The sequence below is a fragment of the Cupriavidus sp. MP-37 genome (assembly GCF_020618415.1).
Taxonomy (GTDB): Bacteria; Pseudomonadota; Gammaproteobacteria; order Burkholderiales; family Burkholderiaceae; genus Cupriavidus.
In genome coordinates, this window is record NZ_CP085345.1 from 171,145 (window position 1) to 195,553 (window position 24,409).

Sequence of the window (24,409 nt, forward strand, 5' to 3'; positions counted from 1 at the left end):
GCGTGAGCGTGGCGTCCTTTACTCCTGCGTGGCCGGCTCCGGTGCGCCTGACCCCGCAGCCTGCCCCCTGGCAAACGTCACCGCCGCCTCCAGCAGCCATGCGCGCAGATGCTGCATGGCATGGCTCATCGGCCGCGTATCGGGCTGGACCAGGTAATACGCGCTGGTGGAGCGCAGCGACCGCGCCACCGGGCTGACCAGTTGCCCGCTCGCCAGGTACTCTTCCACCAGGAAGCGCGGCACCAGGCCGATGCCCAGGCCGGCCCGCGCCGCGGCGATGACCATGCTGTGGTGGTCGAAGCGGGCGCCGCGCATGGCGTTGACGTCGTCGATGCCGGCCGCCTCCATCCATTGCTTCCAGCCGAAACTGCGCGTGGCCAGGTGCAGCAGCGGCGCATGCGCGATGTCTTGCGCGCCGATGCGCTTCTTGCGGCCGAACAGCTGAGGATGGCACACGGCCACGGACTCTTCCCCGAACAGGAGGTCCGCCCGCGCGCCGGGATAGACGGCTTCGCCGAAGTGGATCGCCGCGTCGTAGGGCGTGCCGTCGAACAGGAACACGTCGGACTGGGCGCTGATATTGACTACGACCTTCGGATGCCGCGCGTAGAAGTCAGGCAGCCGCGGGATCAGCCATTCGACCGCCAGGGTCGGCACGCACGCCAGCTCGACGGTGCCGCCCGAGCCTTCATGCGCCATCACCTCGAGCGTGTCGCGCTGCAGCTTGCGCAGCATCTCGCGCACCTGGACGCTGTAGAGCGCACCGGCCGCGGTCAGCGTGATGCGCTGGTTGGCGCGGTGGAACAGCTGCACCCCGAGCAGGCTTTCCAGCGCGGCAATCTGGCGCGATACCGCGCTTTCGGTGATGAACAGGTCGGCGGCGGCGCGGCGCAGGTTCAGGTGCAGCGCGGCCGCTTCAAAGGCGCGCAGGCTGGAAAGGCTGGGAAGGCGTTGCCGCATGGCGGGGAAGGGCGGGTATAGTTGATGACATTAAGTCATCATCCTATACCGAAATCTCGCTTGAAACGGCTGACTTGATGAGAAATGATTCAGCCCTGGTCCCCGCAGCCCCCCACAGCGCGGCACCGCCATAACGACAACCATCAGGTAGACAGGAAACACCATGAATCGCTTGTTCAGCGCGCTGGCCGCCGGCGCCTTCGCCGTTGGCATCACCGTATCCGGCATCGCCGCCGCCGAGGATTTTCCCGCCAAGCCCGTCCGCATCATCGTGCCGTATCCGCCGGGCGGCACCACCGACATGGTGGCGCGGCTGGTCGGCGAGCGGCTCGCGCTGCAATGGAAGCAACCGGTCCTGGTGGAGAACCGCCCCGGCGCGGGCGGCATCGTCGGCACCGGCGTCGCTGCCAAGTCCACCGCCGATGGCTATACGCTGCTGATGGGCTCGGTGGGCGAGTTCGGCATCAACCCCACCCTGTACAAGAAGCTGCCCTACGACGCCGCGGCCGATTTCGCGCCAGTGACCATGGTCGCGCGCGTGCCCAACGTGGTGGTGCTGTCGCCGGCCTTTGCCGAGCGCGCCCAGGTGCAGACGCTGGCGGAGTTCATTACCTACCTGAAGGCCAACCCGAAGCGCGTCAATATGGCATCGGCCGGCAACGGCACCTCGACCCACCTGGCCGGCGAGCTGTTCCAGCGCATGACCGGCACCGAGATGAGCCACGTCGCCTACAAGGGCAGCAGCCCGGCGATTGCCGACCTGATGGGCGGCAGCGTCGACGTGATGTTCGACAACCTGCCGGCGTCGCTGCCGTTCGTGCGTTCCGGCAAGCTCAAGGCGCTGGCGGTGACCACGCCGGCGCGCTCGTCGGCACTGCCCAATGTGCCGACGGTGGCCGCCGCCGGCCCGGTACCGGGCTTCGACGCCAGCCCGTGGTTCGGCCTGCTGGCGCCGCGCGGCGTATCCGTCGCGGTGGCGCAGAAGATCAGCCAGGACCTGGCGCGCGCGCTCGGCGACGCCGCGGTGCAGGCGCGCATGCGTGACCTGGGCGCGGAACCGGCGCCGAGCACGCCCGAAGCGTTCGCCGAGGTGCTGAAGAAAGACCGCCAGAAGTGGGGCGAGATCGTGCGCCTGTCCGGCGCTTCGGTGGACTGACAGCCGTCATTGATTTCTCTCTCGTAATCAGGCCTGGGGGCCTTCCCTGCATCATGAGCAACAACATCGACCAACTCGTTTCCCTGCACCTTGGCGCCAGCGGCGCCGAGCGCCTGTCCGCGCTGGTGAGCGCACCCGCGCGCCTGCCGGCCGGCGCAGCCGGGCGCCCGTCGCGCGCCGAGATTGCCCACGCGCTGAACCTGGTGCTGTTCGCCGGCATCCTCGAGCGCGTGCCGACCGGCAAGGCCTACACCGAAGACGTGGCCGCAGCGGGCGGCAAGGTCCACTTCGACCATGGCGCGCTGCGCACCGTGCGCTGGTCCGACCATGGCGCGCTGCCCGCCGGCGAGGCCGCCTTCACGCGCATCCTGCGTCCGCTGGGCTACCGCCTCAACGGCACCTATCCGCTCGACCGCATCGGCATGACCGGGCGCTCGTACGCGCATGAAGACGCGCCGGAAGAGATCGCGCAGTTCTTTGTCAGCGAGCTGCATCCCGAGCGCTTCAGCGCAGCCTTCCAGCAGGCCGTCAGCCGCGTCCTCGAAACTTCGGTCGATCCGCTGACGCCGCGCGCGCAGGCACTGTTGTGGGAGCTCGAGCGCGAAGGCGCGTTGCCGCTGGCGGATGCCGGCGAGCTGATCGGTGCGCTGGCGCGCTGCTTCGAGCGCCATCACGCGACGCCGCGGCTGGAAGACTACGAGGCCCTGCTGGCCGAATCGGCCGAGATGGCGTGGATCGCCACCGAGGGCAATGCCTTCAACCACGCCACCGACCGCGTCGAAGACGTGTTCGCGCTGGCCGAGGCGCAGAAGCGCCTGGGACGGCCGATCAAGGACAAGGTGGAAGTGTCGCGCAGCGGCCGCGTGCGCCAGACCGCGTTCCGCGCCGACCCGGTGCGCCGTGCCTTTATCGGCGCGGATGGTGCCGAGGTGGTGCGCGAGGTGCCGGGCTCGTTCTACGAGTTCATCACCCGCGACCGCTACGTCGATGACGCGCAGGCGGTCACGCGCACCGACCTGGGTTTCGATGCGGGCAATGCGCAGGGCATCTTCAAGATGACCGCCGCCGCGTGCTGAGGCCGAGCCGACCATGACCGCTGCCTACCCGTTCGTTCCCGCGCTGCGCGAGCCGGAAGGCTCGCCGATCCGCGAGTTGTTCAAGTACCTGTCGGATCCGGAGATGATCTCCTTCGCGGGCGGTTACCCGTCGGCCGCGCTGTTCGATGCCGACGGCATCGGCGCCGCCTCCGCGCAGGTGTTGCGCGAGCGGCCCGCCGAATGCCTGCAATATGGCGCCACCGAAGGCACGCCCGCGCTGCGCGACGCCCTGGCGGTGCTGATGGCCGAGCGCGGCGCCACGGTGACGCGGGACGAACTGTTGGTCACCAGCGGTTCGCAGCAGGGCTTTGACTTCCTGGTGCGCGCGCTGGTCGAGCCGGGCAGCGTGGTGCTGGTCGAGGAGCCGACCTATTCGGCGACACTGCAGGCGCTGCGGCTTGCCGGTGCCGACGTGCGCGGCGTGCCGTCCGACCAGCACGGCATGGACGTCGACGCGATCGCGGCCATGCTGGCTGACGGCGCAGTGCGCCCGCGGCTGATCTACACGGTGCCGACCTTCGCCAACCCGACCGGCGCCACGCTGCCGCATGCGCGCCGGCTGCGCCTGCTGGAGCTGGCGGCCCGGCACCAGGTGGTGCTGGTCGAAGACGATCCCTATGGCGCGCTGAGCTTCGACGGCGCCGCGCCGCCTTCGTTGCTGGCGCTGTCCACGCAGGTGCCCGATGCCCGTCCGTGGCTGGTGCACCTGGCCAGCCTGTCGAAGACGCTGGCGCCCGGCCTGCGCATCGGCTGGATGGTGGCGGCGCCGGAGATCATTCGCCGCGCCGTGATTGCCAAGCAGGTATCGGACCTCTGCACGCCGCCGTGGCTCCAGCTGGCGGTCGCGCAATACCTGGCGGACGGCCGCCTGGCCGCGCAGGTGGAGCGCGAGATCGCGTTCTACCGCGACAAGCGCGACCGGCTGGCCGAGGCACTGTGGCAGGCCTGCGGCGAGCGCATCCGCTTTGCCTTGCCCGCCGGCGGCATGTTCCTGTGGGCTGCGCTGGAAGGCGTCGACGACGCGGCCGCGCTGCTGCCGCATGCGATCGCTGAGAAGGTGCTCTTCGTCCCCGGCGCGGGCTTCTACGCGCAGCGCCGCGCGCGGCCCGCGTTCCGGCTCTCGTTCGCGGGCGCGGCGCCGGAGCAGATCACCGAAGGCGTGGCGCGGCTGAAGCGGGCGGCGGCGCGCCTGGACGCGGCTGGATGATGCGATAGGGGGTGCGATAGCGGGTGCGCCGGACCGCGGTTTATTCGTCGTCCGCCGGCAGCATCCGGCCGCGCCGCGGCATTTCGGAATCGAGCACCAGCCGGCCGTGGACGCGTCCGTTCATGCGCGTGACGTAATGCGTGCACTCTTCCATATGGGCCGACATCAGCGCGCGTACCGTCTCGGCGTCGCGCTGGCGTGCCGCCTCGACAATGCGCTTGTGGAACTTGACGTTGGCCGCGCCGAACTTCTCGTGCTCGCAGGCCGGGGTGTCGTTGCCGAACACCACCAGCTGGCGGATCATCTCGTTGATCAGCTCGCATGAGAACCGCAGCATCGGGTTGGGATTGGCCGCGGCCAGGATGTCGTGGAAGGTCAGGTCTTCCTGGCGCTGGTCCAGCAGCGGCGTCGCGGCTGCGGCCGAGGCCGGGTCGCACAGATCGATGGTGCGTTCCAGCGCCCGGAAATCGTCGTCGGTCAGATGCGGCACCGCGCCGGCGGCCAGCTCCGGCTCCAGCAGCCGGCGCACCGTATAGATGTCGGCGATGCCGACGTCCTTGAAGAACAGGTAGTTCTGCATCAGCTGGAAGGTGCGGTCCAGCGGCACTTCGACGATCGTGCCCCCGCCCGCCGGCCCGGTGCTGACCCGGATCAGGCCCTGCACCTCCAGCGACTTGAGTGCCTCGCGGATGGTGCTTTTGCTGACGGAGAACATCTGCTGCAGCTTGACCTCGTGCGGCAGCTTGTCGCCCGGGCGCAGGTTGCGCTGGGTAATCAGCCGCTTGAGCTCTTCCGCCACCAGGTCCGCGCGCTTTTGCTTGCGGATCTCGATGGCTCCGGTCTTGCCTTCCCGAAACATCGCCATTGCTCATTCCTTGTCATGCGCCCCGGCCATGGAGACAGGGCGCCTGCATTCTAGCCAAGCGCGCCGGCACAGGCGGCGCGGCTTGCCCCAGCCGTGTGCAGGTTGCCCGATTGGCTGGCATGGCCAGGCCTCTGCCCGCACCTTTCTGTCCCGCTGTCGCCCCGATGCATGGGGCACGTGTGTTACGGGCCGAGGTTGCCGAGGTTGCGTAAACCCTGACCTTTCCTTTGTTGACAACGATTCCGGCCGACTCCTAAGATGATTCTATTCTATTTATACGTATAAATAGAATAAACAGGTTCGATTCTTGCTCGGGCAGTGTCGGCGCCGGGCGAAAGTCACCAGCATGTCGGGGAGACGGTGCAGCGCCAGGCCATGGCGTTGGCCTGACTTTCGCCCCGTGCAGCCCAATCCCCACAGAACGAGGAGTGAGCCTTGAATCGTCGTGACCTGCTGAAACTGGCGGCGCTGTCCGCCGTCCCCGCTTCCCTGATCCATGGCCGCAGCGCCTTTGCCGCCGGCGAGGCGCTGGAGTTCGGCTGCCCGGTGCCGATGTCCGGGGCCTTCGCCGCCAACGGCAAGTTCGCCGACCTGGGCATGCGGCTCGCTATCGACCAGTACGGACAGGTGCTGGGCCGGCCGCTGCGCTACAGCGTGCTCGACACCGAAGGCAAGCCCGCCACCGCGGTGCGCAAGGTGCAGGAACTGGCGCAGCAGAAGGCGGCGCGCTATTTCGCGGGCGGCATCCTGTCGTCGGAATCGCTGGCCATGGGCAAGGAGGCGGAAAAGTTCGGCGGCGTATTCGTGACCACCGCCGGGGCCGACGAGATCACCGGCAAGGACTGCAACCGGGCCACCTTCCGCTGGTCGGTGCCGACCTTCGGCGCGATCGAGCGCACCGTGCGGCCGCTGATCGAGTCGATGCCGAAGGCCAAGCGCTGGTACACCATCACGCCGCAATACGTGTTCGGCGACGGCCTGCTGTCGGCGGCAAAGGCGATCTTCAAGGAGAAGGGCATCGAGCACGTGGGCAACAGCTACCACGCCCTGACCGAGAAGGAATTCAGCGGCTACCTCACCAATGCGCTGGCCGCCAAGCCGGACGTGCTGCTGATCCTGAACTTCGGCTCGCAGTCCGCCGACACGCTGCGCCAGGCGGTCCGCTTCGGCATGAAGAAGAACACCACCATCTTGCTGGCGTGGGCCTCGGGGCTGGAGCAGTTCGAGTCGCTCGGCGCCGACCTGTGCGAGGGCGTTTACTTCGGCGCGCAGTACTGGCACGGCGTCGATACGCCGCTGAACCGCGACCTGGTCAAGCGCACCCAGGCCAAGTTCAAGGCCAATCCCAACTACAGCCTGGCCGGCTCGTACATCTGCACCAAGATCATGGTGGACGGCATGATCAAGGCCGGCAGCGCCGATCCCAAGGCGGTGGTCGCCGCGCTCGAAGGCATGAAGTACGAAGGCCTGACCGGGCCAGAGGAAATCCGCGCCGCCGACCACCAGGTGCTGAAGAACTACTACCTGCTCAAGGGCAAGGCCAAGTCGCGCATGAAGGACAAGGACGACTACGCCGAGATCGTCAGCGTCGGCAAGGCCTTCCTGCCGGTCGAGCAGACCCAGTGCAAGATGGCCTGATGCCCTGACACTGCGGGGCAGCCGCCCCGGCAGACCGCACACCGAAGCACACCGAAGCACACCGAAGCACCGTGCCGCGCAGGCTTGCGCGGCGTGGCGGCTTCCTACATCCGTACGACTCATGAACGTCTATCTGTTGCAGGTGATCAACGGCGTCGGCATAGGCATGCTCTACTTCCTGCTGGCGGTAGGGCTGTCGATCGTGTTCGGCCTGTTGCGCTTCGTCAATTTCGCCCATGGCGCCTTCTATGCGCTGGGCGCCTATCTCTGCTTCCAGGCGCTGCAGTTCGGCATGAACTTCTGGGCGGCGCTGGTGCTGGCCCCGATCCTCATCGGCGCGCTGGCGTGGCTGACCGAGAAGCTCATGCTGCGCCACGTCTACGCGCAGCCGCACGAGTTCCACATCCTGGTCACGGTGGGCCTGGCGCTGGCCATCCAGGAACTCATCATCGTCGGCTGGGGACCGCTCGGCGTCGACGTGCCGCCGCCGGATGCGCTGCAGGGCGTGGTGATGTGGGGCGACTTCATCTATCCCAAGTACCGCCTGTTCGTGATCGGCTTTACCGGCCTGCTGGCCATCGGCCTGTGGTGGCTGCTGGAAGGCACGCGCCTGGGCAGCGCGGTGCGCGCCGGCAGCGAATCCACCGAGATGGTGTCGCTGCTCGGCATCAATGTGTTCCGGCTGTTCAGCCTGATGTTCGCGCTCGGCGCCGCCACCGCGGCGATCGCCGGCGTGCTGGCCGCGCCGATCCGCGGCGCCGAGCCGTTCATGGGCGTCGAGGCGCTGGGCGTGGCCTTTATCGTGGTGGTGGTCGGCGGCATGGGCAGCTTTACCGGGGCACTGGTGGGCGGCCTGCTGGTCGGCGTGGTGCAGAGCCTGATGAGCACGCTGTGGCCCGAGGGCGCGCGGCTGATGATCTACGTCGCCATGGCCGCGGTGCTGCTGCTGCGTCCGCATGGCTTGCTGGGGAGGGGATGATGGCTAGGCAAAGACAATGGCTCTTGCGCTACCGCTTCTGGTGGCTGGCACTTGGCGTCACGCTGCTGCTGCCGTTGACGATGCGCTCCGGCACGCTCGCCACCGAAGTGCTGATCTACGCGATGGCCGCGATGGCGTGCAACCTGCTGCTCGGCTACACCGGCCTGCTGTCGTTCGGCCAGGGCATCTTCTTTGGCCTGGGCAGCTATGCGGTGGGGCTGGCGCTGACCCGCGCCAGCCTGCCGATGCCGCTGGCGCTGGCGCTGGCGATCGCCATCGGCGCGGCCGCGGCGGCGCTGGTGGGCTGGTTTGCGATCCGCCAGCGCGGCACCTACTTCGTGATGCTGACGCTGGCGTTCGCGCAGATGTTCTACTTCCTCGCCTATACGATGCCCGGCATCACCGGCGGCGACAACGGGCTGCTCGACATCCCGCGTCCGCCGCTGTCCGTGGCCGGCCATGCGCTGGTGCCGCTGGCGTCGCCATGGCAGTTCTATGGCTTTGTCGCGGTGCTGTTCCTGGCGGTGTTCCTGGCGGTGCTGCGCGTGACCGAATCCGTGCTGGGACGCACGCTGCTGGCCATCCGCGACAACGAAGAGCGCGCGCTGGCGGTCGGCTACAACGTCAAGGCGTTCAAGCTGCTGGCGTTCATGGTCTCGGGCGCGGTCACCGGGCTGGCCGGCGCGCTGCACGCCATGCTGACCGGCATCGCGCCGCTCACCAATATCGACTACCACGCCAGCGAGATGATCCTGGTGATGACCGTGATCGGCGGCACCGGCAATATCTTCGCGTCGGTGCTGGGCGCGGCCTTCTATGTGCTGCTGGCGGACTGGCTGTCGACGCTGTGGCCGCGCTGGCTGATGCTGCTCGGCTTCCTGCTGATCGCGGTCAGCCTGTTCATGCAGCGCGGGCTGTGGGGGCTGGGTGCCACGCTATGGGATCGACTGCGCGGCGTGCGCCGCGCGCCCGTCACGCAGGAGGAAAGCGCATGACCACCACCATCCCTATCCTGGAAGCCACCGGCATCGTCAAGCAGTACGGCAAGTTCATGGCGCTGGGCGGGGTCGACCTGCGCGTGATGCCGGGCACGATCCATTCGGTGATCGGCCCCAACGGCGCCGGCAAGACCACGCTGTTCCACATGCTGACCGGCACCAAGGAAGTCAGCGCCGGCCGCATCGTCTTCGACGGCAAGGACGTCACCGCCGAACCCGACTACCAGCGCGTGCAGCGCGGCATCGCGCGCTCGTTCCAGGTCACCAGCCTGTTCCCGAGCCTGCCGGTGCGCGAGAACCTGCGCCTGGCCGCGCTGGGCACGTCGCCGCGCAAGGCCATGAGCGGATGGCGCCTGCCGGTCGGCGATCTGGCCTGCGGCGAGGTCGTCGACCAGGTGCTCGAACGGCTGGAGCTGACGCGCGTTGCCGACAGCGCCGCAGGGGTGCTGTCGCACGGCCAGCAGCGGCGCCTGGAGGTGGGCATGGCGCTGGCCGCGCGGCCGCGCGCGATCTTCCTGGACGAACCGACCTCGGGCATGGGTGTCGACGACCTCGGCGCGATGAAGCGGCTGATCCGCGGCCTGGCGCAGGACCACACCGTCGTGCTGATCGAGCACAACATGGACATCGTCATGGATATCTCGGACACCGTCACGGTGATGCAGCAAGGCAAGGTCCTGATGGAAGGGCCGCCCGCGGCCGTGCGCGGCGACCCGCGCGTGCGCGCCGCCTATCTCGGCAACATGATTACCGGAGGCAAGGGATGATGCTCGACGTACAGGAGATCCATGGCTACTACGGCAAGAGCCATGTGCTGCAGGGCGTATCGCTGGCGGTAGGCGAAGGCGAACTGGTAACGCTGCTGGGGCGCAACGGCGCCGGCAAGTCGACCACGCTCAAGGCCATCGCCGGCGTGGTCCAGCCCCGCGGCGGGCGTGTCGTTTTCCGCGGCAAGGACGTCGCCGGCATGGCGCCGCACCGGATTGCCGCCGAAGGCCTGTGCCTGGTGCCCGAGCACCGCGGCATCTTCAAGCTGCTGACGGTGGAAGAGAACCTCAAGCTGGCCGCGCGCCGCGATTCGCCATGGCAGTTGCCGGACATCTACCGCATCTTCCCGCGCCTGCGCGAGCGGCGCGGCAACGGCGGTGCGCAGCTGTCCGGCGGCGAGCAGCAGATGCTGGCGATCGGGCGCGCCATGATGAATCATCCGCGCCTGCTGATGCTCGACGAGCCGGTCGAAGGGCTGGCGCCGGTGATCGTCGAAGAGATCGTGGCGCAGCTCAAGGTCATCAAGGCCGCCGGCGTGCCGATCCTGCTGGTGGAGCAGAACCTGGAGGTCTGCACGCAGCTGGCCGACCGCCACGTGATCATCGAGCAGGGCAGGGTGGTCTACAGCGGCAGCAACGAGGCGTTCCGCGCCGACGAGGCGGTCAAGGACCGCTATCTCGGCGTCGGCCTGGCGGCCTGACCCATGGATCATGCAGGCCGCGATGCCGGCCGACCGATACGAGGAATGACATGACGACTTTGCAAGCCGCGCGTGCGGCTGCGGCCGCTGCCGGCGCGCGCGCCGACCTGCGCATCGACGGCCAGCGCCTGTGGGACACGCTGATGCGCCTGGCCACCATCGGCGCCACGCCCAGAGGCGGCGTCTGCCGGCTGGCGCTGACCGAGCTGGACCGCCAGGGCCGCGACTTCTTTGTCGCCGAGGCGAAAGCGGCCGGATGCACGATCCGCGTCGATGCCATCGGCAATATCTTTGCGCGGCGCGCCGGGCGCGACGACGCCCTGCCGCCGGTGATGACCGGCAGCCATATCGACACCCAGCCCACCGGCGGCAAGTTCGACGGCAACTACGGCGTGTTCGCCGGCATCGAAGTGCTGCGCACGCTGGCCGACGCCGGCATCGTCACCGATGCCCCGCTCGAGGTCGCGGTCTGGACCAACGAAGAAGGCTCGCGCTTCGTCCCGGTGATGATGGGCTCGGGCGCGTTCATCGGCGAGTTTGCGCTGGCGGACGTGCTGCAGCAGCGCGACCGCGATGGCATCAGCGTCGGACAGGCGCTGCAGGCGATCGGCTATGCCGGGCCGGAGCCGGTCGGCGGGCGCGCGGTCGGCGCCTACTTTGAAGCGCATATCGAGCAGGGGCCGGTGCTGGAGGCCAACGACACCACCATCGGCGTGGTCACCGGCGCGCTCGGCCAGCGCTGGTACGACGTGGTGCTGACCGGGATGGAAGCACACGCCGGCCCCACGCCGATGGCGCTGCGCAAGGATGCGCTGCTGGCGGCGTCGGAGCTGGTCGGCATCGTCAACCGCATCGCGCTCGATCATCCTCCGCATGGCCGCGGCACGGTGGGTTGCCTGGGCGTGCATCCCGATTCGCGCAACGTCATCCCCGGCAAGGTGACGATGACGGTGGACCTGCGCGCAGGCGACGACAAGGTGCTGTCCGCGATGGACGCGGCGCTGCACCAGCAGGTTGCGGCATTGGCGGCGCGCAGCGGCATCGGCATCGACCTGCGGCAGGTGGTGTACTTCCCGCCGCAGCCGTTCGATGCGCGGCTGGTGGAGGCGGTGCGGGGTGGCGCGCGCCGGCTCGGCCATTCCGCCATGGACGTGATCAGCGGTGCCGGCCATGACGCGGTCTACCTGGCCCGCGTCGCCCCGGCTGCGATGATCTTCGTGCCGTGCAAGGACGGCATCAGCCACAACGAAATCGAAGACGCCCGCCCCGAGCACCTCGAAGCCGGCTGCAACGTGCTGCTGCACGCCATGCTCGATGCCGCGACGCGGCCCTGACCCCTGAACCCTGAACGGACTGCCCGATGAAGATCCTGATTGCCCGACTCAATCACGAGACCAATACCTTTTCACCGGTGCCGACGCCGCTGGCCGCGTTCGCGCCGGCCTATGGCGACGCCGCCTATCGCGCTGCCAAAGGCACCCGCACCGCGGCCGCCGCCTTCATCGACCTGGTCGAGGCCGCCGGTGCCGAGATCGTGGTGCCGGTGATCGCCGCAGCCAACCCGAGCGGACGCGTCGCCGCCGATGCCTACATCCACCTGTGCGACACCATCATCGCCGCCGCCGACGGCTGCGACGCGGTGATGCTCGACCTGCATGGCGCGATGGTCGCCGAGAACAGCGACGACGGCGAAGGCGACCTGCTGCGCCGCCTGCGCGCCGTGCTGCCGCATGCGCCGGTCGCGGTTGCGCTGGACCTGCACGGCAATATCACGCAGGCGCTGGTCGACCATGCCGACATCGCCGTCAGCTTCAAGACCTACCCGCACGTGGACATGTACGAAACCGGCGAGCACGCCGGCCGGCTGCTGCTGGACATGGTGTCGGGACGCGTGCGCCCGGTGATGGCGTGGCGGCGCCCGCCGCTGATCACCCACACCTTGCGCAGCCGCACCGACGAAGGCGCCATGCAGCGCGCCGTGGCGCTGGCGCGCGAAGCCGAGCGGGACGGCATGCTGGCGGTGTCGGTGCTGGCCGGCTTCGGCCTGGCCGACATCGCCGCGCCATGCCTGAGCGTGATCGTGGTCGGCGATGGCGACCAAGCCAGGGCCGACGAAGTCGCCAGCCGGATTGCGGCGCAGGCCTGGGCCGAGCGCGATGCCTTTGCTTACCAGGCCGAGCCACTGGCCAACTCCATCGCGCGCGCCGCGCAGCTTGCCGACAGGGCGCATCACGCGGACGCGGGCCCGGTGCTGCTGCTCGACCATGGCGACAATTGCATGTCCGGCGGCACCTGCGACAACATGGCGGTGCTGCACGAAGCGCTGGCGCAGGGGCTGACCGGCATCGCGGTCGGACCCGTGTGCGACCCGGAGGCGGTGGCGGCGCTGGTCGATGCCGGCGTCGGCGCCAGCATCACGCTGCCGGTCGGCGACAAGGTGGCGTTGCCCCAGCTGGAGGTCTATCCCGAAAGCAGGCCGCTGACCGGCACGGTGGCGGCGATCAGCGACGGCGAGTACACCATCACCGGTCCCACCTACACCGGACAACGCATCCGCATGGGACGCACCGCGGTCCTCGATATCGGCGCTGCGCAGGTGATCGTGACCGAGACCCCGCAAGAACACTGGGACCTGGGGATTTTCACGCATATCGGCATCGACCCGCATCGGGCCCGGTTCCTGCTGCTGAAGTCGCGCATGTACTGCCGGCCGGTGTTCGTGCCGATCGCCAGGGCGGTGGTAGAGTGCGACGGCGAGGGGGTTACCAGTTCGCGCTACGAGCGGTTTCCGTTCCGGCGGGTCAGCAGGCCGGTTTATCCGCTCGACGATAGTGCTGACTGGGCGGGATAGGCGTGCTGGTGGGGTGCTTGCGCCGGGGATTCAATCAGGCGGCCAAGCGTCAACCAAGCCAGGTCAGATCGCTGGCTTGGCGACGCAGGCCGCCTCAACGCTTCAATGGTGTGGTTAGCACGGTTTCATTCGTATCCACGACGAACACCGCAAGCAGCTTGGCGGGCTCGGTCTTGCTTGCGTTGGCGCTGACATCGTGCCGGTCGCCAGGCATTTCGGTGAAGTTCTGGCCCTTCGTGAAGGTGCGAAGTGGTCCGCCGTTGAGCTGGTTCAGCACGGCGCCTTCGAGCACTGTTGCGTAGATCAGTGCCGACCTGGCGTGGGTATGCGCAGCATTGACGCCGCCCGGCTCATACTCCACCAGTACGCCCTTGATACTCTTGCCCGGCAGGTTCGGAATTTCCTGCTGGTACACGAGTGTGGCCTTCACACCCGTGGAGGTCGTTGCCAGTTCTTGCACTGGCACAGTTGCCTGGTGGCCGGAATGGTCTTGGGCCAGGGCTGCCTGCAAGGGCAGGCAGGCCAGGAGCATCGACGCCATAAAATGCTTCATGTTGTATCTCCGGTGCGGATCTTTGGCTTACTGCGCATGCGCGCGCGCCAGCCACTGGTCGAGACTGGTGCTGCCGATGCGTGCGTCGGCCAGCGGAACCAGCGACAGTTTTTCGACGTGGCCGCCGTAATATCGCGCGTCGCGGTCGGTTACGACGGTGCGCGCGTCGCCCACCGACTTCAAATAGCGTGAAACGATCTCCGCGAACGGCGCGCGGTCCGGTCCGGCGATGTCGATGGTGCCGTTCAGCGGCGCCGCGGTGGCGACCTGCGCCAGCGCCGCCGCGACGTCGTCGGCGGCGATCGGCTGGAACAGTCCGTCGCCAAGACGCACCGTGTCACCGTCCGTGCCGTAATCCGCGATGCCGCCGATGAACTCCATGAACTGCGTGGCGCGCACGATCGTGTATGGCACACCGGCCGCGTCGATCACCGCTTCCTGCGCAACCTTGGCCCGGAAATAGGCGTTGTCCGGCATGCGGTCAGTACCGACGATCGACAGCGCGACGTGATGGCGCACGCCTGCCGCGACCTCGGCCTTGCCCAGGTTGCTTGCTGAGGTGCGAAAGAAGTCGAGCACCGCCTGCGGCTCCCAGGATGGTGCGTTTGTCACATCGACGACGACATCGGCGTTCACCAATGCCTGGCTCAGTCCCGCGCCGGTCAGTGTATTGACACCGGTACGCGGCGATGCGGCGACCGCCGTATGGCCGGCCTGTTCGAGCAGTTTGACAAGACGTGAGCCGATCAGGCCGGAACCACCGATGACAACGATCTTCATGGCAGATACTCCATATGTGGGTTGAGGAACGCGCTGCTCGCCTGGCGCTGCGGCATCGCTGATTTGCCGGTCACCGTCGCATCGCATGAAGCCATTGTGGAACAATGATGCCCTATGAATAAGGGCCAAGAATTGACAATTCGACTAGGCCAAGTTGTTGTTGCCCCTTTTGCCCGTGAGACTGTGATGACGGTACGCAACCCCATATTGGCCATCGAGATTGACCGCCGGAAGGCCTTGCCGGTCTATCAGCAGATTTGCGAGCGTTTCAGGACGGCGATAGCGGCAGGGCATCTGCGCCCCGGCGATCGGGTGCCGGCGTTGCGCGGCCTTGCCACGCAGTTGAATACGGCGCGCGGCACTGTCGAACTGGCGTATACGATCCTGGTCGACGAGGGCTACCTGCAGATGCGGGGCGCTGCCGGCACCTTTGTATCTCCTTCACTGTCGGCCTCGCAGATGCAGGCCATAGCCGCGGGCGGCCGCCGTGATGCCGCCGATGCGTTGACCAGCGATAAAGAAAAGGCGCCTTATGCATCACCCGAACCAACGAAAGCACGCCAGCGCGCGATCGCGGTGGCATTGAGCGGCGAGCCGCGGCCCTTGCAGCCAGGGCTGCCGGCGCTTGACGCGTTTCCGCGCAAGATCTGGAGCCGGATCGTTTCGCGGCATGCGCGCGGTGGCGGACCCGCGATGCTCGCCTATCCGGAGCCGGTGGGCTATTTGCCGCTGCGCCAACATATCGCGACCTATCTTGGCCTGTCGCGTGGCGTCACATGCCTGCCCCATCAGGTGTTCATTACCAGTGGCTATCGCGCGACGCTCGAACTGGTATTGCGCAGTCTCGCGAGCCCCGGCGATCGCATGTGGTTCGAGGACCCCGGTTATCTGCTTGCACGCAACTTCCTGGCCGAGACCGGCGTCCAGCTCGTACCGGTGCCAGTCGATGCAGAAGGCATCAATGTCGAACGCGGCATCGAACGCGAACCGGAGGCCCGCTTCGCGCTCGTCACGCCATCGCATCAGAGCCCCCTCGGAAACACGCTTTCGCTCGCCAGGCGCATGGCGTTGCTGACGTGGGCAGAGGCAGCGTCTCGCTGGATCATCGAAGATGACTACGACAGCGAGTTCCGCTACCTGGGCCGGCCCTTGCCGGCCTTGAAAAGCCTCGACCGGCATGATCGCGTGCTCTATTGCGGCACCTTCAGCAAGGTGATGTTCCCCGGTCTTCGGCTGGCATACACCGTGGTGCCCGAGCGCGCCGTCGAGCGGGTTGAACGGGTGGCGTGCAGCATGAATACCGGCGCGCCCACGCTGTTTCAGGCGGCGTTGGCGGATTTCATTGAACAGGGGCATTTTGCGCGGCATGTGAAACGGATGCGCACGCTATATGGACAGCGGCGCGTGTTGATTGCGCAAGCGCTGAAGCAGGCGTTTGGAGACCGGTTGACCGTCGAATTGCCACCCGGCGGAATCCAGTTCGCGGTGCAATTCGCCGAATCCGCCGACGGTCCGGTCGACGATGTCGTAGTCGCCGCGCGCGCCCGTCAGGCGGGGCTGGCGGTACTGCCGCTTTCGAACTGGTATGCCCACGGCCGTATGAGCGACACGCCGCGTGGCCTGGTGCTGGGTTTCGCGAACATCGCCGATACAGACGAAGCGAACCGTCTCGCGCGTACGCTGCGGGCATGCCTGGATGGCTGACGCGCGACGCGCGCAGCCAGCGCCGCCACAGTACCGCCACCGACCTCAATGGAGACTCGCCCCCGACGTAGCGGCCGCTATCGTGTGTAAAGCGGCCTCTGCCTGCCGGTGCGGACGGCTTTTGCGTTCATGCAGTGGCCTCGCCCATCAGTCGTCCACGCATCATCCATAGGTTGCTCAGGGGCGAACAGCGTATGCAACTGCTGCGTGTTCCTCATCGGCCGCGATGGCATCTTTAGATGCCACCGTGCGCCGCGATGAACATGGCGACCGCCGACCGGCAATAGGATTCGATTTCGTTGTCGTCCGCTGCTCTCGTCTCGTCGAAGCGCACGATAAGCAGGAGATCGGATCCTTTGAAAAGCGCGGCAAACAAGCGGGCGGACTGGCGCCCATCGGGTACGTTCAGAATCGCTTTCGCGTGCAACCGACGCAACACCGCCTCGATTTGGGCGATGACATGGGCGGGCCCTGCTTCGTAATGGAGCTTGCTTAACGACTTCTGGTTCGTCTTGTCGGCCAAAACCATGGCTTCGACACTGCGGACGTCCGGGCTCAACAGCGTGCGAAGCAGAGATGACCCCACCGCCATGAGCTGGTCTTCGGCCGACCCGTCGACGCCTTCAAAAAGAGCCTGCGGTGCAAACTGCTCGCAGCGGGACGTCATGGCCGCGCTGAACAGCGCCTCCTTGTTCTCGAAGTGCCGATAAATGCTTAGCTTGGATATCTTCGCCCGCTGGGCGACCTTGTCCATGGTCGTCGCTTGAAAACCCAGTTCCACGAAGAGTTCGCAGGCGGTGTCGACTATCGTTTGGCGAAGCGCCTCGTTGGCGGGCCGACCGCGCCGGCTCTGGCTGTTTTCGGTCACGTCAATTCCAGTACTTGACAGTATTCAAATTATTGTACTACGATACCGCGGAGTATCGTAAATGTGCAAGCCAAGGGTAGGTTCCAACCGATTGTCCAAATCAGCTTTCCCCTGGCCGGCGATAACGAATGCGGCATTGTCCGGCCGGTCAATAGCCATGGGCAAACATCCCGCCAATGCCGAAGCCTTGCGCGCTGACCGTCTCAAGCGCTTATCTCCGGACGTTCTTGCGCACTAGGCCCAGTCACTTCTCCATCTACAACACGGAGCCCAGCACCATGAATGACGTCATCATCATCGGCGGCAGCTTTGCCGGCCTCGCCGCCGCCCTGCAGCTCGGCCGTGCCCGCCGCAAGGTCACCGTTCTCGATACCGGCCGGCCGCGCAACCGCTTTGCCGGCCACTCGCATGGCCTGCTCGGCCACGATCACAAGCCGCCGCTGGACATCCTGGTCGAGGCGCGGCAGCAGCTCACGCGCTATCCAACGATCAGGCTGGTCAATGCTCGAGCCGAGAGCGTGTCTGGCGCCATCGACGATTTCTGCGTCGTCACTGACGATAACCAAAGCCTAGGGGCGCGCCGCCTGATCCTGAGCTATGGCGTCGCCGACCAGATGCCTGATATTCCAGGCTTTGCCGAAAGCTGGGGCACGTCCATCGTGCCCTGCCCCTATTGCGACGGCTTTGAAGTCGCCGGCCAGCATTGGGGCCTCGTCTGGTCCGGCCCACAATCGCACCAGTCTGCCAGGCTGTTCCGCGATTGGACTGACAAGTTGACTGTCTTCGCCGATGGTCATGACATTGCGGCCGATATCCAGGCCGATCTGGCGCGCCGCAATATACCTGTCGTCGATGGCCGGATCGTCGAGATCGCCCATCACAAGGGCCACATCACCACGGTCAATCTCGATACCCGCCGCAATGTCGCGGTCGACATCCTGTTCGCCCATCCGCGCAACCAACCGTCAGCAAGCCTGCATGAATCACTGGGCCTTGCCACGGTCGATACGCCCACTGGCATCGTTCTCAAAGTCGACGAGCGCCGCCAAACCAGCATCCCCGGCATCTACGCCGCTGGCGACCTCGCCACGCCCTTCTTGCCCTCGGTCACCCAGGCCTCATCGCAGGGCGCTATGGCCGGTATCTTCGCCCAGCAGTCGATGGTTACTTAAGAGCAAGGATTCCTTTCTCCCGTTGCGTCGTCGCCTTCGAAAAGGTTGGCGTAGATCGGCGCGGTGAAGGACGGATCGTCGGGTCAAGGAGATGGCATGGCAGAGCCAAGTGCCGCTCAGGTCGGTGACTGGAATGGTCAAAGCGAGGCGGAAGGGTTAAGTCACGAGGCGAGGGACAGGGACTCTCAGGTCCTGGCGCCATATGAAGTTGGACGAAGTAATTCCCTGTGCCAAACATTAAGCGCGTATGCTGGGGTTGCCAACCGGCAAGCGACACAACAGGAGTTCTCATGGCAAAAAGCCAACTACGCGGCAACCGCGAAGCGAAAAAGCCAAAGCAACCCAAGAAGCCTTTCGCACCGACAACTCCGTTCAGCACGGTTCAGTCGCGGGTCCGGACCGACGGTCTCGCCAAGAGGAAGTCGTAAGCCGGGCAAGTGCCCGGCAAGTCGCGATATCACCCAAGGGGATGCCTCTTCATTCAACGCAAGCCGACCGATAGGGAGGCGCACCATGATCCACCCTGACACAAGCCCGACGTTCCGAGGCCTGCCACTTACCGCAGAGCAAGACTCGGAGGTTCGCCACTATCAGAACAGGAAAACGAGGCTCGGCAAGCCGTGGGATACCCCGGAACTTCGCGGGATCCTCGAAGACATGTTGCTGCCGCCCAGGACCGAGGATGGCGGTGTGGAAGATGTGCTTCTGGGACCGAACGCTGCCGCCGAACGTGCGGCAGCGTTCGTCGACGAGGCCATGGAACCGATTGAAGCATACGAAGATTGGAACACCGCCATGGAGATCGAGGGGATGAAAGGCGAAGCGCGCTAATGCCGGTTACCAGGTAGAGATGGCGCTTGTCGTTGCGAGCGGCAGGTCAATCCCGGCAGCTGGGTCGGCCATTGGCTGGATCTCGATAAAGGGCCGCTTCGACTCGACCTTGCCGAATATCGCGGCAAACGGAATGTCGGCGGCATCCCGGCCGGTGCCGATTCGCAGCAGACCGGTCGGAATGGACACACCCGAGGGATCGAGCAGGTACCATCCGCCTGACAAGAACACCTCGACCACCGCGTGAAAGTCCGGCGCGCCCAAGGCGGGATCCGCACCATAGTCCACGCTGCTGGACATACGGGCAGGAATACTCAGGGCGCGGCAGATCGCGATCATCAAATGGGAGAAATCCCGGCATACGCCGGTGCGCTCGACGATCGTATCGATCGCCGAGGTTCGCTCGTTGGTGGATCGCGAAAGGAAGCGCACATGGTTGCGCACCCACTCTCGGATCGCATACACGCGCGAATAGCCGGGATGCATGCCGCCAAACTCGCGCATCGCGAACTCCATCATGCGATCGGATTCGCAATACCGGCTCGGCGCCAAGTACGACAGTACCTCGAAGGGAAGTTCGGCCACCGGTACCTCGGTTAGCGACATGCCATCGTCGAGCCGATGATCGATATCCACTACAGCTTCATAGCGGATGGCCAGTGGGCCCCTGTTCGCACGTATTCTGAGCAGGCGGTTGCAAAGTGTGTCCGTGTGGCGAGCGGCGTGAAACGGTGGCGTGAGCGCCAGACGCTCGGAGACAACGGACTGTCTTGCAGTTTTCGCGGCTTCTACAATCAGAAGAAAGTCTGCCGTGGGATCCAGGATCTCATAGGACAGGTTCACCGAGTACCGAAGGCGGTTCATTTCTGACCTTCTGTCGACATGGAGGAGACGGCGTCGGCCGCGGGAACGGCTCTGGCCATCCAATTCAGTGTAGCGTCAGAAGCGGACGAGCGGTCCGCGCGAGCAGGCACGGCAGGTGCGAAGACGCAGCGCCTGCCTGACCAATTTGTAAGCGGGTCAGGGCGGTGTGCAGCCTAATCGGCAGGAGCCTATGGTTCGATCCTGCTGCTCCGGACTCAGATCAGCCTTGATTCCTGCTGGGTAGAGCATTACGTTGACAAATTCACTGCAGGAATATTGAAGATGGCTATGGAGCGCGTGACCAATTATCGTGGGTTCGATATCCATGTCGATCTCCATATGGTATCCAAGGACATGTTTGATATCTGGTTCCAGGTCGAGGGACCCATGAGGCCGCCGGGCGTCGCGGCGATTGGCAAGCGAATCAAAGTCTTTGGCGGGCCGTATTCCAGACGTTGGGCTTACCTCGTGGCGGAGCTGGCAGGGCGCGCCGCCGTGGACGTTATTCTTGGACCGGCTGAATGAACGGAGGCGGAGAGCGGAGGCCAGATATGCAGGGACGCGTCACGATCGGTCTCACCCAGTTGGTCGGAACGGCAGCGGCGCCCGCAGGCCAGGTAACGAAGCCTGAACCTCGATCAGCATTTGTCGCGCAGCGTCTAACGGGCCGGCGGTACGTATGGGCGATCGAGTAGCGTACTACCTAACCGATCGCCCGCAGGCAGCCCTTTTACCCCCGCACCGCCACCTCCCGCAACCACTGCGCAAAGCTCCGGATCAACGCCTGCTTGGGGTTGTCGCCACGCCATACGATGTAGCAGTTGTGGCTGGCCGGAAAGCTGGCCGGCAGCGGCTGCACCAGCCGACCCGCAGCGATGGCCTCACGCGCCAGCAGGGCGCGCGTTAGCGCCAGTCCCATCCCATTGGCCGCGGCTTCGATCAGCAGTGCGCGGCAGTCGAAGACGATGCCGTCTTCGGGCTCTTCCAATACCACGCCGGCGGCGGCGCCCCACTGCGACCAGCGGAAGCGTGCGTGCCGCAGCCGCGGCAGGTGCGCGGCGTCGGCCGCGGTCATGCCGGCGTGCCGCTGGGCGAAGCCGGGGCTGCAGACCACGATGATGTCGTCGTCGAGCAGCTTCAGGCATTGATAGCCGGTGAAGGGCGCGGGGCCGTAGCGCAGGCTGACGTCGAGGTCCGATCGGGCGAAGTCGGGATCCTCCGTGCTGGCGGCGATGGACAGGTCCAGGCCAGGCAGCGCCTCGCGCAGCCGTGGCAGCTTGGGCACCAGCCAGGCGCCGGCCAGTTCCGGGCTGACATTGACGTGCAGCGACTGCCGTTCGCGCGCGCGCCGCTCGGCCGCGCCGGCCAGCGACAGTTCCACCGCGCGCAGGGCGCGGTCGAGGTCGTCGGCCAGTTCGCGGCCGGTGGCGGTCAGCTCCAGTTGCCGGCCGGCGCGCAGGAACAGGGTGCAGCCAAGCTGTGACTCCAGCGCACGGATATGCCGGCTGATGGCGCCATGCGTCACGCACAGCGCATCGGCGGCGCGCGTCATGCTGCCCGTGCGCGCGGTGGCGGCAAAGGCCTGGAGCACTTGCATCGAGGGGAGCCTGCGGATCATGGCTGTGATCTTGCCTCACAGGTGATGGCAAAACAAGTCGATTGTCCTGCCATGCCGCGCGGCCGATACTGGCCCGCACCGAACCGGCCGCTGCGAAGCCGGTGCGCAACGAGGAGACCCCCATGAAACTGCAGTTGAAGATCAACGGCAAGCGCCACGCCGTCGAGGCCGAACGCGACATGCCCCTGCTGTGGGTGCTGCGCGATTACCTGGGCTATACCGGCACCAAGTTCGGCTGCGGTGCCGGCCTGTGCGGCGCCTGCACCGTGCAGGTCGACGGCAAGGCGGTGCGCGCCTGCATCACGCCTGTCGGCAGCGTGGGGCGCGCCGACATCACCACCATCGAAGGATTGTCGGCCGACAATTCGCACCCGGTCCAGCGCGCGTGGATTGCCGAGCAGGTGCCGCAGTGCGGCTATTGCCAGTCGGGCATGATCATGGCCGCTTGCGCGTTGCTGAAGGACAACCCGTCGCCGCGGCCGGAGGAGATCCGCGCCGGCATCATCAACCTGTGCCGCTGCGGCACCTACCCGCGCGTGGAGCGCGCCATCCTGCGCGCCGCCACCGCGCTGAACGCCGGCGACGCAAAGGGGAGGGCGTCATCGTGAGCCATCTCCCTACAAGCCGCCGCCGTTTCCTGCAAGCCGCCGGCGCGGTGCCGGCGGCGCTGGTGCTGGGCTTCCACCTGCCGCTGGCGAAGGCCGCCGACGCCAGCGCGCCCGCGCGCGACCCGGATGACATCAACGCCTGGCTGCGCATCGATGCCGACGGCAGCGTGACCATCATGGTGCCGTCGGCCGAGCTGGGGCAGGGCGTGATGACCTCCGCGCCGATGCTGATCGCCGAAGAGCTGGAGTGCGACTGGCGCCAGGTGCGCGCCGAGCTGGCGCCGACCGACCCGGTCTACAACAACCGCATGTTCAAGGTGCAGGCGACCGCCAGCAGCACCTCGGCGCGCTGGTCGTTCGAGCCGCTGCGCCGCATCGGCGCCACCGCGCGCGAGATGCTGCGCGAGGCCGCCGCGCAAAGCTGGAGCGTACCGCTGGCGCAGTGCCGCGCGGTGCAGGGCGTGGTGCGGCATGAGCCCAGCGGGCGCACGCTCGGCTACGGTGCGCTGGCCGCGCGGGCGGCCAGCCTGCCACGTCCGGCCGGCGTGGCGCTGAAGGATCCGCGCGACTGGAAGCTGCTGGGCCATCCGACCGACCGGCTCGACATTCCGCTGAAGACTCGCGGCGCCGCGGTGTTCGGCGTCGATGTCAAGGTGCCGCGCATGCTGGTGGGGTCGGTGCTGGCGTGCCCGGTCTTCGGCGGCACGCTGCGCCGGGTCGATGCCCGCCCGGCGCTGTCAGTGCGCGGCGTGCGGCGCGTGGTGCCGCTGGACGATGCCGTGGTGGTGCTGGCCGACAGCTACTGGACCGCGCGCAAGGGCCTGGCCGCGCTGCGGCCGGACTGGCAGCTCCCGCAAGGCGCTCCGGCTGGCGACGCCGCACTGATGGCCGGCTACCGCGCCGCTGCGCGCGGCGCAGCGGCGGTGGCGCTGCGCCACGGCGATCCGGACGCGCAGATGCAGGGTACGCAGCCCTACACCGCCGAATACGAGGTGCCTTACCTCGCCCACGCCACCATGGAGCCGATGAACGCCACCGCCGACGTACGCGCCGACCGCGCCGAGATCTGGGGGCCGACCCAGGTCTGCGGCGAGATCGCGCAGCGGCTGTCCGGCGTGATCGGCCTGCCCGCCGCACGCATCGTCGTGCATGGCACCTTCGTCGGCGGCGGCTTCGGCCGGCGCGAGGAGTTCGATGTCTTTGTCCAGGCCGCGCTGGCGTCGAAGGCCGCGGGGCAGCCGGTCAAGCTGATCTGGTCGCGCGAAGAAGACATCCAGCACGATTTCTACCGGCCCGCGGCGGCGGCGCGCTTCAGCGCGGTGCTGGCACCGGACGCGGCCGGCATCCGCGCGCTGGACGCGCGCCTGGCGTGCTCGTCGATCTATATCCGCAATTTCCCGGACCGGGTCAAGGGCGGGGTCGACCCCAAGTCGGTCGAAGGCGTGGTGGACCTGCCCTACGCGCTGCCCCATCTCGCCGTACGCCACGCCATGGTCAATACCGCTGTGCCGGTGGGCTTCTGGCGCGGCGTGGGCTATACGCAGAACACCTTCTTCGCCGAAAGCTTTATCGACGAGCTGGCCCACCACGCCGGCACCGACCCGCTGCAGTTCCGGCTGAAGCTGCTGGCGGGCCGGCCGCGTCCGGCGCGCCTGCTGCAGCGCCTGGCGCAGCACGTCGGCTGGGGCAGCGCGGCGGCGGGGCGCTGGCACGGCGTGGCGCTGTCGCAGGCGTGGGGCTCGCTGTGCGCGACGGTGGTGGAGTTGTCGGCGGAGGGACAGCGCATCACGCTGCACCGCGTCGTCAATGCCATCGACTGCGGCACCGTGATCAACCCCGCGACGGTCGAGCGCCAGCTGGAGGGCGCCAGCATCTGGGCCCTGAGCGCGGCGCTGTCGGGCGCGATCACCATCGCCGACGGACGCGTGCAGCAATCCAATTTCCACGACTATCCGCTGCTGCGGCTGGCGCAGACGCCGCGCTTCGAGGCAGTGCTGGCGCCCAGTGGCGAGCGCATCGGCGGCGTCGGCGAGTCCGCTGTGCCGACGCTGGCGCCGGCGCTGGCCAATGCGCTGTTTGCCGCCACTGGGCAACGCATCCGCTCGCTGCCGCTGGCGCGGCATGGGTTCGAACTGGCGTAGCGCGGCGCCGGCGTTTGCCCAGGTGATGCCGCTGCCACGCCCGCCGGCGCC

At 67.0% G+C, this 24,409-nt stretch carries 23 protein-coding genes; 16 read left to right on the top strand and 7 right to left on the bottom strand.

Annotated features, from left to right (window positions below; all coding sequences use genetic code 11):
• Window positions 1-18: 18 nt before the first annotated feature.
• The gene (locus LIN44_RS17385) at window positions 19-960 is read right to left on the bottom strand and encodes a LysR substrate-binding domain-containing protein (protein WP_227315519.1); all 942 of its coding nucleotides are present in this window, start codon (window positions 958-960) and stop codon (window positions 19-21) included.
• A gap of 163 nt (window positions 961-1,123) precedes the next feature.
• Between LIN44_RS17385 and LIN44_RS17390 the strand changes: the two genes are divergently transcribed.
• From LIN44_RS17390 to LIN44_RS17400, 3 genes are read left to right on the top strand one after another with little or no spacing between them, the layout of a single operon-like run.
• The gene (locus LIN44_RS17390) at window positions 1,124-2,116 is read left to right on the top strand and encodes a tripartite tricarboxylate transporter substrate binding protein (protein WP_227315520.1); all 993 of its coding nucleotides are present in this window, start codon (window positions 1,124-1,126) and stop codon (window positions 2,114-2,116) included.
• A gap of 53 nt (window positions 2,117-2,169) precedes the next feature.
• On the top strand, window positions 2,170-3,192 hold the full coding sequence (locus LIN44_RS17395) for a DUF1338 domain-containing protein (RefSeq protein WP_227315521.1): 1,023 nt from the start codon (window positions 2,170-2,172) through the stop codon (window positions 3,190-3,192).
• Window positions 3,193-3,205: 13 nt separating this feature from the next.
• On the top strand, window positions 3,206-4,420 hold the full coding sequence (locus LIN44_RS17400; RefSeq protein ID WP_227315522.1) for a PLP-dependent aminotransferase family protein: 1,215 nt from the start codon (window positions 3,206-3,208) through the stop codon (window positions 4,418-4,420).
• Window positions 4,421-4,460: 40 nt separating this feature from the next.
• On the opposite strand, the gene LIN44_RS17405 is transcribed toward LIN44_RS17400, so the two are convergent.
• Window positions 4,461-5,285: a FadR/GntR family transcriptional regulator gene (locus LIN44_RS17405; protein ID WP_115700829.1), complete on the bottom strand. Its 825-nt coding sequence runs from the start codon at window positions 5,283-5,285 to the stop codon at window positions 4,461-4,463.
• Window positions 5,286-5,720: 435 nt separating this feature from the next.
• On the opposite strand from LIN44_RS17405, the gene LIN44_RS17410 reads away from it, so the two are divergent.
• The 7 genes from LIN44_RS17410 to LIN44_RS17440 all read left to right on the top strand — a co-directional run bounded on the left by LIN44_RS17410 (window position 5,721) and on the right by LIN44_RS17440 (window position 13,219).
• Window positions 5,721-6,923: an ABC transporter substrate-binding protein gene (locus LIN44_RS17410; protein ID WP_227315523.1), complete on the top strand. Its 1,203-nt coding sequence runs from the start codon at window positions 5,721-5,723 to the stop codon at window positions 6,921-6,923.
• Between the two features lie 121 nt (window positions 6,924-7,044).
• Entirely contained in the window at window positions 7,045-7,902 is an 858-nt protein-coding gene (locus tag LIN44_RS17415; protein ID WP_227315524.1) for a branched-chain amino acid ABC transporter permease, read from the top strand.
• Window positions 7,902-8,897, top strand: a complete 996-nt coding sequence (locus LIN44_RS17420) for a branched-chain amino acid ABC transporter permease (RefSeq protein ID WP_227315525.1) — start codon at window positions 7,902-7,904, stop codon at window positions 8,895-8,897. Before LIN44_RS17415 ends, LIN44_RS17420 begins: the two co-directional genes overlap by 1 nt.
• Window positions 8,894-9,667: an ABC transporter ATP-binding protein gene (locus LIN44_RS17425; RefSeq protein WP_227315526.1), complete on the top strand. Its 774-nt coding sequence runs from the start codon at window positions 8,894-8,896 to the stop codon at window positions 9,665-9,667. Before LIN44_RS17420 ends, LIN44_RS17425 begins: the two co-directional genes overlap by 4 nt.
• Window positions 9,664-10,368: an ABC transporter ATP-binding protein gene (locus LIN44_RS17430; protein WP_227315527.1), complete on the top strand. Its 705-nt coding sequence runs from the start codon at window positions 9,664-9,666 to the stop codon at window positions 10,366-10,368. Before LIN44_RS17425 ends, LIN44_RS17430 begins: the two co-directional genes overlap by 4 nt.
• Window positions 10,369-10,418: 50 nt before the next feature.
• Window positions 10,419-11,702: a Zn-dependent hydrolase gene (locus LIN44_RS17435; protein WP_227315528.1), complete on the top strand. Its 1,284-nt coding sequence runs from the start codon at window positions 10,419-10,421 to the stop codon at window positions 11,700-11,702.
• 26 nt (window positions 11,703-11,728) lie between these two features.
• Window positions 11,729-13,219: a M81 family metallopeptidase gene (locus LIN44_RS17440; protein WP_227315529.1), complete on the top strand. Its 1,491-nt coding sequence runs from the start codon at window positions 11,729-11,731 to the stop codon at window positions 13,217-13,219.
• 94 nt (window positions 13,220-13,313) lie between these two features.
• Here the strand turns inward: LIN44_RS17440 and LIN44_RS17445 are convergent, their stop codons facing one another.
• The gene (locus tag LIN44_RS17445) at window positions 13,314-13,772 is read right to left on the bottom strand and encodes a cupin domain-containing protein (protein WP_227315530.1); all 459 of its coding nucleotides are present in this window, start codon (window positions 13,770-13,772) and stop codon (window positions 13,314-13,316) included.
• A gap of 27 nt (window positions 13,773-13,799) precedes the next feature.
• Window positions 13,800-14,552: an SDR family oxidoreductase gene (locus tag LIN44_RS17450; protein WP_227315531.1), complete on the bottom strand. Its 753-nt coding sequence runs from the start codon at window positions 14,550-14,552 to the stop codon at window positions 13,800-13,802.
• A gap of 186 nt (window positions 14,553-14,738) precedes the next feature.
• Here LIN44_RS17450 and LIN44_RS17455 point away from each other — a divergent pair, with 186 nt between their 5' ends.
• The gene (locus tag LIN44_RS17455; RefSeq protein WP_227315532.1) at window positions 14,739-16,256 is read left to right on the top strand and encodes a PLP-dependent aminotransferase family protein; all 1,518 of its coding nucleotides are present in this window, start codon (window positions 14,739-14,741) and stop codon (window positions 16,254-16,256) included.
• Window positions 16,257-16,491: 235 nt separating this feature from the next.
• Here the strand turns inward: LIN44_RS17455 and LIN44_RS17460 are convergent, their stop codons facing one another.
• Window positions 16,492-17,124, bottom strand: coding sequence for a TetR/AcrR family transcriptional regulator (locus LIN44_RS17460; RefSeq protein ID WP_227315533.1), 633 nt, complete (start codon window positions 17,122-17,124; stop codon window positions 16,492-16,494).
• A gap of 278 nt (window positions 17,125-17,402) precedes the next feature.
• Here LIN44_RS17460 and LIN44_RS17465 point away from each other — a divergent pair, with 278 nt between their 5' ends.
• Window positions 17,403-18,296: an NAD(P)/FAD-dependent oxidoreductase gene (locus tag LIN44_RS17465; protein WP_227315534.1), complete on the top strand. Its 894-nt coding sequence runs from the start codon at window positions 17,403-17,405 to the stop codon at window positions 18,294-18,296.
• 513 nt (window positions 18,297-18,809) lie between these two features.
• Window positions 18,810-19,127 (top strand): hypothetical protein, encoded by a 318-nt coding sequence (locus LIN44_RS17470; protein ID WP_227315535.1) that lies wholly within the window; start codon window positions 18,810-18,812, stop codon window positions 19,125-19,127.
• A gap of 6 nt (window positions 19,128-19,133) precedes the next feature.
• On the opposite strand, the gene LIN44_RS17475 is transcribed toward LIN44_RS17470, so the two are convergent.
• Entirely contained in the window at window positions 19,134-19,991 is an 858-nt protein-coding gene (locus LIN44_RS17475) for a transglutaminase family protein (protein WP_227315536.1), read from the bottom strand.
• 288 nt (window positions 19,992-20,279) lie between these two features.
• On the opposite strand from LIN44_RS17475, the gene LIN44_RS17480 reads away from it, so the two are divergent.
• On the top strand, window positions 20,280-20,516 hold the full coding sequence (locus LIN44_RS17480; RefSeq protein WP_227315537.1) for a hypothetical protein: 237 nt from the start codon (window positions 20,280-20,282) through the stop codon (window positions 20,514-20,516).
• Between the two features lie 205 nt (window positions 20,517-20,721).
• On the opposite strand, the gene LIN44_RS17485 is transcribed toward LIN44_RS17480, so the two are convergent.
• On the bottom strand, window positions 20,722-21,588 hold the full coding sequence (locus tag LIN44_RS17485) for a LysR substrate-binding domain-containing protein (RefSeq protein ID WP_227315538.1): 867 nt from the start codon (window positions 21,586-21,588) through the stop codon (window positions 20,722-20,724).
• Window positions 21,589-21,731: 143 nt separating this feature from the next.
• On the opposite strand from LIN44_RS17485, the gene LIN44_RS17490 reads away from it, so the two are divergent.
• Together LIN44_RS17490 and LIN44_RS17495 are read left to right on the top strand one after the other, a co-directional pair.
• Window positions 21,732-22,217 (top strand): (2Fe-2S)-binding protein, encoded by a 486-nt coding sequence (locus tag LIN44_RS17490; RefSeq protein ID WP_227315539.1) that lies wholly within the window; start codon window positions 21,732-21,734, stop codon window positions 22,215-22,217.
• Entirely contained in the window at window positions 22,214-24,358 is a 2,145-nt protein-coding gene (locus LIN44_RS17495) for a molybdopterin cofactor-binding domain-containing protein (RefSeq protein WP_227315540.1), read from the top strand. Before LIN44_RS17490 ends, LIN44_RS17495 begins: the two co-directional genes overlap by 4 nt.
• Window positions 24,359-24,409: the final 51 nt, after the last annotated feature.